Genomic DNA, 8919 nt, shown 5'->3' on the forward strand with positions numbered 1-8919 from the left:
AAAACCGCGCATGACACCGATCAGGGCCTGACCCGCCTCCACTCTGTGATCAGCTCCGTCGGCTCAGGCCCTGATCTCGACACCACAAGGGGGGTCAATTTTGGACGCCGATAAGGGGTCAGTTTTGCGCGCCGATTGACAGACGGAAAGTCGTATCTGGCTTTTGTCCAGGAGAAGACCGGGTTCCGGGATCGCACCAAGGTGGTGGTGCCCCTGGTAGATGCGCTGGCATCTGCCATCAAGGCATCGCCTACAGGGGAGCACACGTTCCTGATCACCGACTACGGAAAACCGTTCTCGAAGAATGGTTTCGGCAATCGGTTCCGGACTTGGTGCCGGGAAGCTGGGTTGCCGGACGATCTGTCGTCACATGGTATCAGAAAGGCAGTCGGCACCTTCTTGGCTGAGGCAGGCTGCACCCAATACGAAATCATGGCCCTACACGGCCACAGCGACCCCAAGACGTCAGAAATCTACACCCGCAGTGTAGACCGTCGGAAGCTTGTCGATGCCGCAATGGATCGGATCGATTTGGGGAAGATCATCGAATAGGGTGCTGGCAATCCTACGATTCACCCAGGGAAGTGGCATTCGCGTGCCTCCACGCCAAAGGGTCCGGCTCTACGTTCGGCGGCTGATTCCTGATGCCGAACGCCGAGCGGGTCACCCTGCTTCCGGATCGTCCTTCCGATCAACGGACTGTAAACATTCACTTTGGTAGCGCGGGGCGCGACATGATGCTGTGTGTTCCCAATTACAACAGTTTCATGGCCTTAGCCGATTGGCTTGGGTGGGCCAGACCATGATGCAGCTTCCGCGATCATATCGTCGCGTTCTCCCCATATGCCCTGACCACAACGTGGGTTCAGGCATCAACACCCCGGCTTGGTAGTCCCCACATAGACGATTAGATAGGGTGGGCGCAAATCTGCGCCCACCTCTGTGCCCACCTGACGATTTCTTCAATAACTTCAGTGTCGCTGGTAGGCCCGGAGGGACTCGAACCCCCAACCAAGGCGTTATGAGCGCCCTGCTCTAACCAATTGAGCTACAGGCCCGTAGCTTGGCCTTGCCTAGCAGAACGGGAGAGGTGGTCAAGCTTGCCCTCGTTGCGCGCCCGCGGGCAATCGTCTATGCGGGCCGCAATCGATTCCGCGCGAAAGGGCAGGCAGATGACCAAGGGCCACAACGGGCTGACCTATGCCGACGCAGGCGTGGACATCGACGCCGGGAACGCCCTCGTCGACCGGATCAAGCCCGCCGCCAAATCCACCAGCCGGACCGGCGTGATGGGCGGCCTCGGCGGCTTCGGGGCGCTCTTCGACCTCAAGGCCGCGGGCTACCAGGACCCGATCCTCGTTGCCGCGACCGACGGCGTTGGCACCAAGCTGAGGATCGCCATCGACACCGGCCATGTCGACACGATCGGCATCGACCTTGTTGCCATGTGCGTCAACGACCTCGTCTGCCAGGGCGCGGAACCGCTGTTCTTCCTTGACTATTTCGCCACCGGCAAGCTCATGGTCGAGGAAGCCACCCGCATCATCACCGGCATCGCCAAGGGCTGCGCGGATTCTGGCTGCGCGCTGATCGGTGGGGAAACCGCCGAAATGCCCGGCATGTACCACAAGGGCGACTTCGACCTTGCGGGCTTCGCCGTCGGCGCGATGGAGCGGGGCGCTGAACTGCCAGCCGGGGTGCAGAAGGGCGACGTCCTCCTCGGTCTCGCCTCCTCGGGCGTGCATTCCAACGGCTACAGCTTCGTCCGCAAGGTGGTGGAGCTTTCCGGCCTCGGCTGGGACGCCCCTTCGCCCTTCTCCGAAGGCACCCTCGGCGAAGCGCTCCTCACGCCCACCCGTCTTTACGTCAAGCAGGCCCTTGCCGCCGTCCGCGCCGGGGGCGTCCACGGCCTCGCCCATATCACCGGCGGCGGGCTGACCGAGAACCCGCCGCGTGTCCTGCCCGAAGGCCTCGCCTGCGAGATCGACCTCTGCGCATGGGCATTGCCCCCGGTCTTCCGCTGGCTCGCCACCACCGCGAACATGTCGGAGCCGGAACTCCTGAAGACCTTCAACTGCGGCATCGGCATGATCCTCGTCGTCTCCGAGGACCGCGCCGAGGCCCTGACCCGACTCCTGCAAGCCGAAGGCGAGACCGTCACCCGGATGGGCCGGATCGTCGAAGGGCAGGGGGTCGTCTACCGGGGCAGGCTGCTGTGAAGCGCGTCGCCATCCTGATTTCCGGGGGTGGCTCGAACATGCTGGCACTGGTCCGCGACATGGTGGGCGACCATCCCGCCCGCCCCGTCCTCGTCGCCTCGAACGATCCCACCGCCGGGGGCCTCACCAAGGCCGCCGCGCTTGGCGTTCCCACCGCCGCTCTCGACCACCGCGCCTATCCGACCCGCGAGGCCTTCGAGGCCGAGCTTTCCCGCCTGATCGACACCGCCCGTCCCGACATGATCTGCCTCGCAGGCTTCATGCGCATCCTGACCCCGGGCTTCATCCGCCGCTACCAGGGCCGGATGCTGAACATCCACCCCTCGCTTTTGCCGAAATACCCCGGCCTCAACACCCACGCCCGCGCCCTTGCCGCCCACGACACCGAAGCGGGCTGCACCGTCCACGAAGTCACCGCCGACCTCGACGCCGGCCCCATGCTCGGCCAGGCTCGCGTGCCCGTGCTTCCCGGCGACACCGAGGACAGCCTCGCCGCCCGCGTCCTCACGCTGGAGCACAAGCTTTACCCGGCCGTCCTCCGCCGCTTCGCCGCGGGCGACCGGACCCCCGTGCTACTCCCCTGACGGCCCGTCCGGTCGCGTCAGGACGAACCCCGCACCGACCGCGATCAGCAGCCCCTGCGCCAGCAGCACCCTCCACGACAATCCCAGCAGCAGCGACAGCGCGAAGACCGCCGCCATGCTGCCCACCGCCAGTCGCTTCGCCGGACGCGAAATCGCGCGATGCTCCTCCCAGTTTCGGATCGGCGGGCCGAAGACCGGATGACCCAGAAGCCAGCCATGCAGCCGGGGCGAGGACCGCGCGAAACAGGCCGCCGCCGCCAGCAGGAAGACCGTCGTCGGCATGACCGGCAGGAAGGCCCCGATGATGCCAAGCGCCGTGAACGCCAGCCCCGCCGCCAGCCATAGGACCCGCATCGCGCCCTCCACCATAGCGCCAGCAAGCCACGCCCACCCGGCAACCGCAACCCCGCCTCTTCCCTTTTTCCCCCGACCCGCCTATAGGCGCGAACAGGACGGGATGACCCCGTGACCGAAAGGGCGGCCATGCGCACGATCACCACGACCGAAGACCTCGCTGCCTATTGCGACCTTGCCAAGTCCCAGCCCTTCGTCACCATCGACACCGAATTCCTGCGCGAACGCACCTACTGGTCGAAGCTCTGCCTGATCCAGATGGCGCTTCCCGGCGCGGGCGAGGCCGTCCTGATCGACCCGATCGAGGGGCCGGAGATGTCGATGGAACCGCTCTACGACCTCTTCCGGCATGAGGCGACCGTCAAGGTCTTCCACGCTGCAAGGCAAGACCTGGAGATATTCTTCGTCGAAGGCGGCACCTTCCCGAAGCCCCTCTTCGACACGCAAGTCGCCGCGATGGTCTGCGGTTTCGGCGAACAGGTCGGCTACGAGACGCTGGTCAAACGCATCGCCAAGGCCAACCTCGACAAGACTTCGCGCTTCACCGACTGGTCGCGGCGGCCCCTGTCGGACGCCCAGAAGGACTATGCCATTGCCGATGTCACCCATCTGCGGGTGATCTACGAATTCCTCGCCGCGCAACTGAAGAAGAACGGTCGCGCCGGTTGGGTGGCCGAGGAACTGTCGCTCCTGACCGACCCCGCGACCTATACCGTGCACCCCGATGAGGCCTGGCAGCGCATCAAGACCCGCACCACCTCGGGCCGCTTCCTGGCCGTGGTCAAGGCGCTGGCCCGGTTCCGCGAAACCTACGCCCAGTCCCAGAACGTCCCGCGCTCCCGCGTGATGAAGGACGACGCGCTTCTGGAACTCGCCTCGACCCGGCCCACCTCGACCGAGGAACTCGGCCGCTCCCGCCTCCTCCTGCGCGAAGGCCGCAAGCCCGAGATCGCCGACGGCATCCTTGCCGCGGTGAAGGAAGGGCTGGAGATGAAGCCCGAGGACATGCCGAAGGTGGATCACTCCCGCGAACAGATGCAGGTGAACCCGGCCCTGGCCGACCTTCTCCGCGTGCTCCTCAAGGCCAAGTCGGAATCGCTTGGCGTGGCGCCCCGGCTGATCGCCTCCTCCGCCGAGCTGGACCAGATTGCCGCCGGCGACCGTGACTTGCCCGCTCTCAACGGCTGGCGGCGCGAGGCCTTCGGCGACGACGCGATGCGCCTCTGCAAGGGTGAGATCGCGCTCTCGGCCAAGGGCAACGAGGTCCGCGTCGTCCATCTGTAGCGCCACCGGACTTTTCGAAAAGTCCGAACCGGAGCCTTCGAAGGCTCCGAACCGATTTCTTCGAAGAAATCGTCCCTACCGCCGCGCCGACCGTGCGTTCTTCGCGCCCTGCACCACGATCTCGTGCACGTTTTGCAGCTTCACGTCCGACAGGTAGATCGCCACGTCGATCTCGCGCGACTGTTGCGTGCTGACATCCGTCCTGTCGGGGGGCGACTGCAGGCGGAACTCGTAGACCAGCACGCCCTCCTCCTCGACATCCCGCTTCACCAGCTCGGCGTTCCACCAGCCTTGCGTCGGCGTCACGCCGCGTGCGCGCACCACCGCGCCGCCGGGGATCGGCTCCACCTGCATCGACAGCACCGTATCGACCAGCGGACGCGGATCGGTCTCAGCGCCCGGCAGCACGATCGTCTCGCGCGGCTTGGATTTCCTGAACCAGTTGAACGGGTTCAGCTTGCTGTCCCGCACCTTCCCGCAGCCCGCAAGGGCGACGGCCAGACCAAGAACGACGTGACGGCGGGAAACGGGCATGGCAAGCATCCTGAACGTGTGCCCCTTGGGTAGCCGATGGCACCGCGTTTGAAAAGCGCTAGTCTCGGGCTGGACCTTTGCCGTCGCCGGGCTTACCTCAGCGGCATCAAGGAGCTGCCAATGGCCACCGAAGCCTTCGAAGACATCGCGGAAACCTTCGACTTCCTCGACGACTGGGAAGACCGCTACCGCCATGTCATCGAACTGGGCAAGGCGATGCCGCCCCTGGACGACAGCTTCAAGGTGCCCGCGCTGAAAGTGCAGGGTTGTGCCAGCCAGGTCTGGCTGCGTCCGATGATCGAGGGCGGGCATTTCGACTTCCAGGGCGACAGCGACGCGATGATCGTCCGCGGGCTTATCGCCGTCCTGCACGCGCTCTACTCCGGCCTGCCGCTCGCCGAGGTGGCCAAGGTCGACGCCCCGGCCGAACTCGGCCGGTTGGGCCTGAACGAGCACCTTTCCAGCCAGCGCTCGAATGGCCTCCGCGCGATGGTGCAACGCATCCGCGAGGAAGCCGCTAGTCGCGCGTGACCTTCACCCGGTCGGGGTAGAAGGCCAGATGCCCGGCAATCGCCGCCACATCCTCCTTCGGCTCCTCATAGGTCCAGACCGCATTGGCCAGCATCCCGAAATCGCCCTTGATCGAGAAGTAGCTGGCCTGCCCCTTCCACGGGCATTTCGTCGCGTGATCCGTCCTGACCAGACGCCGCATGTCAATATCCTCGCGCGGGACATAGATCACCGGCGGATAGCCGCCCTCGCGCAGTTCCAGCGCCCGCTCGCTGCGGCCCAGCAGCGTCGACCCCGCCCGCACCGTGACCGGCCTGTCGACGGGGGTGATCGTGATGTGACCGGCCATTCGGATGCTCCTCAGATCGGGGCGCAGGCGTCCTTCAACCAGGAAAGCGTAGCACCGGACACCCGTTTGCCAAGCTTTTCCAGCACTTCGGCGTGATAGGCATCCAGCCACCGGCGTTCCCCCGGTGACAACTCCTGCACAAGGATAAGCCGCCGGTCGAAGGGGACGAAGGTCAGCGTCTCGAAGGCTATCTGCGCCCGGTTGTCGCCAAGCGCGGGGGCCTCCTCGACCACGATCAGGTTCTCCAGCCTGATGCCGAAGGCGCCCTCGCGATAGTAGCCCGGCTCGTTCGACAGGATCATGCCGGGCTCCAGCGGCACCTCCGACACGCGGGAAATTCGCTGCGGCCCCTCGTGGACGCTCAGGAACGCCCCCACGCCATGCCCGGTCCCGTGGTCGTAGTCCTGCCCCGCCACCCACAGGTTGAACCGCGCCAGCGCGTCGATGTCCCGCCCCGCCAGCCCCTTCGGAAACCGCACCCGGCTGATCGCGATCAGCCCCTGCAACACCCGCGTATAGCATTCCCGCGCCTCGACTCCCGGATCGCCCACCGCCACCGTGCGGGTGATGTCCGTCGTCCCGTCCAGATACTGCGCCCCCGAATCGACCAGCAGCAGTTCCCCGTCCAGGACCGGGCGGTTGGTCTCCTCCGTCACCCGGTAGTGGATGACCGCCCCGTTCGGGCCCGCGCCGCAGATGGTGTCGAAGCTGATGTCATGCAGCGCATTGGTCGCCCGCCGGAACCCTTCCAGCGCCTGCACCACCGAAATCTCCGTCAGCCCACCCTTCGGAGCCTGCTCGTCCAGCCAGCACAGGAACTCCACCATCGCCGCCCCGTCGCGCAGATGCGCCTCGCGCGTCGCCGCGATCTCCGCCGCGTTCTTGCAGGCCTTCGGCAAGCGACAGGGATCATCGCCCCAGGCAACCTCCACCCCCGCGGCCTTCAGGATATCCGAGACCGCCAGCGGCGCCGTCCCCTTGTCCACCCGCACCGGCCCCGCCAGCCCCTTCAGCGCCCCGGCGAACCCCTCCACCGGATGCACCGAAACCTCCGGCCCCAGATGCGCCCGCACCGTATCGTCCAGCTTCGCCGGATTCACGAACAGATCGACCCGCGCATCGTCATGCAGCAGCGCAAAGCCATGCAACACCGGGTTCTTCGGCACATCCGCTCCGCGCAGGTTCAACAGCCAGCAAAGCGAATCCGGCAGCGTCACCACCGCCGCCTTCTGCTCCGCCTTGCGCAACCCCTCCGCCAATCGAGCCCGCTTCGCCGCATGGCTTTCCCCGGCCAGCTCCAGCGGATGCACGAAGGCCTTGCCGACGGGCGCCGCAGGCTGATCCGGCCAGATCGCATCAACCGGGTTTTCGCTGACGGGAACAAGCGTTACGCCCGTTCCCTCAAGCGATCTCTCAAGACGCTCGACCTCCTCGCGGGTATGCAGCCAGGGGTCGAACCCCACCCGCCCCAAGGCCAGGGTTTCCTTCACCCAGTCCCCCGGCTTCACCTCCGGCCAGGGCACCGGAGTGAACGACCCCAGGTCCACCTGCGCCTTCACCTGCGTCCGGTAGCGCCCGTCGATGAACACCCCCGCCACAGCCGGCAGCACGATGCAGAACCCGGCGGACCCGGTGAACCCGGTCAGCCATTGCAAACGCTCGTCCCGCGCCGCGACATATTCGCCCTGATGCACATCCGCCCGCGGCACGAGGAAGCCGTCCAGCCCCATCGCCCCCAGCTTCGCCCGCAACGCCGCCAGCCGCGGCGGCCCCTGGTCCGGCGAGGCAGGACTGTCGAATGTCTGGAACATGCGGCTTCCTCTTGGTCCAAATACTCAATGACGACGCGTCACCCTGCGCGCCGCATCCCCATCGCGCGGGCCCGCTTCTTCGGGTCCACCTCGAACAGACCCGCCAGCTGCTCGGTCATCGCCCCCGCCAGCTGCTCGACATCGGTGATCGTCACCGCGCGCTGATAATAGCGTGTCACGTCATGGCCGATCCCGATGGCGATCAGTTCCACCGCCCGGCGCCGTTCGACCATCGTGATGACGTCGCGCAGGTGTTTCTCCAGGTAATTCGCGGGGTTGACCGACAAGGTCGAATCATCCACCGGCGCCCCGTCCGAGATCACCATCATGATCTTCCGCAGCTCGGGCCGCGCCATCATCCGCCGGTGCGCCCATTCCAGCGCCTCGCCGTCGATATTTTCCTTCAACAACCCTTCCTTCATCATCAGCCCCAGGTTCGGCCTTACCCGCCGCCAGGGCGCATCCGCCGACTTGTAGATGATGTGCCGCAGGTCGTTCAGCCGCCCCGGCATCTGCGGCCGCCCCTGAGCCAGCCAACGCTCGCGCGACTGCCCACCCTTCCAGGCCCGCGTGGTGAAGCCCAGGATCTCCACCTTGACGTTGCAGCGCTCCAGCGTGCGCGCCAGCACGTCGGCGCAGATCGCCGCGATGGAAATCGGCCGCCCGCGCATCGACCCGGAGTTGTCCAAGAGCAGCGTCACCACCGTATCGCGGAACTCGGTGTCCTTCTCCCACTTGAAGCTTAGCGGAGTCGTCGGGTTCGCCACCACCCGCGCCAGCCGCCCGGCGTCGAGGATGCCTTCCTCCTTGTCGAACTCCCAGCTGCGGTTCTGCTGCGCCTGCAAGCGGCGCTGCAACTTGTTCGCCAGCCGCGACACCGCCCCTTTCAGCGGCTCCAACTGCTGGTCAAGATAGGCCCGCAGCCGCTCCAGCTCCGCCGGTTCGGCCAGGTCCTCGGCCTTGATTTCCTCATCGAAATCCGTGGTGTAGACGACATAGTTCGGGTCGGCGTCGGAATGCGGGGCAGGGGGCGGCGGCTCCAGCGGCGCCTCGCCCTCGGGCAGCTCCGCCTCGTCGCCCTGTTCCATGTCGGCGCTGTCCTCCATCGTGACCTGCGCCTGGCTTTGATCCTGCTGCTCGTCCTGCGACCTTTCGGGCGAAGCCTCGGAGTCCTCGCCCTCCTCTTGCTCCTCCCCGGCGCTGTCCGGCGAATCCTGATCCTCCTCGGCCTGGTCGTCGCCCGCATCCTCGGGCGCGTCCGGGTCGTCGCCCAG

10 protein-coding genes and 1 tRNA gene are annotated in these 8919 nt (G+C 66.2%); 5 read left to right on the plus strand and 6 right to left on the minus strand.

All coding sequences use genetic code 11. The features are described from left to right. Window positions 1–135 precede the first annotated feature (135 nt). The gene (xerC, locus tag ACE3P6_RS08395; protein WP_374393728.1) at window positions 136–552 is read left to right on the plus strand and encodes a tyrosine recombinase XerC; all 417 of its coding nucleotides are present in this window, start codon (window positions 136–138) and stop codon (window positions 550–552) included. A gap of 429 nt (window positions 553–981) precedes the next feature. Here xerC and ACE3P6_RS08400 read toward each other — a convergent pair. Beyond that, window positions 982–1058 (minus strand) — tRNA-Ile (locus tag ACE3P6_RS08400). A gap of 114 nt (window positions 1059–1172) precedes the next feature. Here ACE3P6_RS08400 and purM point away from each other — a divergent pair. Both purM and purN read left to right on the plus strand, forming a co-directional pair. Then, window positions 1173–2219 (plus strand): phosphoribosylformylglycinamidine cyclo-ligase, encoded by a 1047-nt coding sequence (gene purM, locus ACE3P6_RS08405; RefSeq protein ID WP_374393729.1) that lies wholly within the window; start codon window positions 1173–1175, stop codon window positions 2217–2219. After that, on the plus strand, window positions 2216–2803 hold the full coding sequence (gene purN, locus ACE3P6_RS08410; protein ID WP_374393732.1) for a phosphoribosylglycinamide formyltransferase: 588 nt from the start codon (window positions 2216–2218) through the stop codon (window positions 2801–2803). The genes purM and purN overlap by 4 nt, the downstream gene beginning before the upstream one ends. Here the strand turns inward: purN and ACE3P6_RS08415 are convergent. Then, window positions 2792–3157 (minus strand): YbaN family protein, encoded by a 366-nt coding sequence (locus ACE3P6_RS08415; protein ID WP_374393735.1) that lies wholly within the window; start codon window positions 3155–3157, stop codon window positions 2792–2794. The genes purN and ACE3P6_RS08415 overlap by 12 nt on opposite strands. Window positions 3158–3286: 129 nt before the next feature. Between ACE3P6_RS08415 and rnd the strand changes: the two genes are divergently transcribed. After that, window positions 3287–4441 (plus strand): ribonuclease D, encoded by a 1155-nt coding sequence (gene rnd, locus ACE3P6_RS08420; RefSeq protein WP_374393737.1) that lies wholly within the window; start codon window positions 3287–3289, stop codon window positions 4439–4441. Window positions 4442–4516: 75 nt separating this feature from the next. Here rnd and ACE3P6_RS08425 read toward each other — a convergent pair whose 3' ends face one another. Then, entirely contained in the window at window positions 4517–4975 is a 459-nt protein-coding gene (locus ACE3P6_RS08425; RefSeq protein WP_374393740.1) for a hypothetical protein, read from the minus strand. Between the two features lie 120 nt (window positions 4976–5095). On the opposite strand from ACE3P6_RS08425, the gene ACE3P6_RS08430 reads away from it, so the two are divergent. Continuing rightward, a complete protein-coding gene (locus tag ACE3P6_RS08430) occupies window positions 5096–5506 on the plus strand; it encodes a SufE family protein (protein ID WP_374393743.1) in 411 nt (136 codons plus the stop codon). On the opposite strand, the gene ACE3P6_RS08435 is transcribed toward ACE3P6_RS08430, so the two are convergent. The 3 genes from ACE3P6_RS08435 to ACE3P6_RS08445 all read right to left on the minus strand — a co-directional run. Beyond that, the gene (locus ACE3P6_RS08435; RefSeq protein ID WP_374393744.1) at window positions 5493–5834 is read right to left on the minus strand and encodes a DUF427 domain-containing protein; all 342 of its coding nucleotides are present in this window, start codon (window positions 5832–5834) and stop codon (window positions 5493–5495) included. The two genes, ACE3P6_RS08430 and ACE3P6_RS08435, sit on opposite strands and share 14 nt — an antisense overlap. 11 nt (window positions 5835–5845) lie before the next feature. Beyond that, window positions 5846–7645: an aminopeptidase P family protein gene (locus ACE3P6_RS08440; protein ID WP_374393746.1), complete on the minus strand. Its 1800-nt coding sequence runs from the start codon at window positions 7643–7645 to the stop codon at window positions 5846–5848. 38 nt (window positions 7646–7683) lie between these two features. Beyond that, window positions 7684–8919, minus strand: a 1236-nt coding sequence (locus tag ACE3P6_RS08445) for a cobaltochelatase subunit CobT (protein WP_374393747.1), incomplete at its 5' end; no start/stop codon positions are given.

It is taken from the genome of Tabrizicola sp., assembly GCF_041911175.1.
Lineage (GTDB): Bacteria > Pseudomonadota > Alphaproteobacteria > Rhodobacterales > Rhodobacteraceae > Tabrizicola.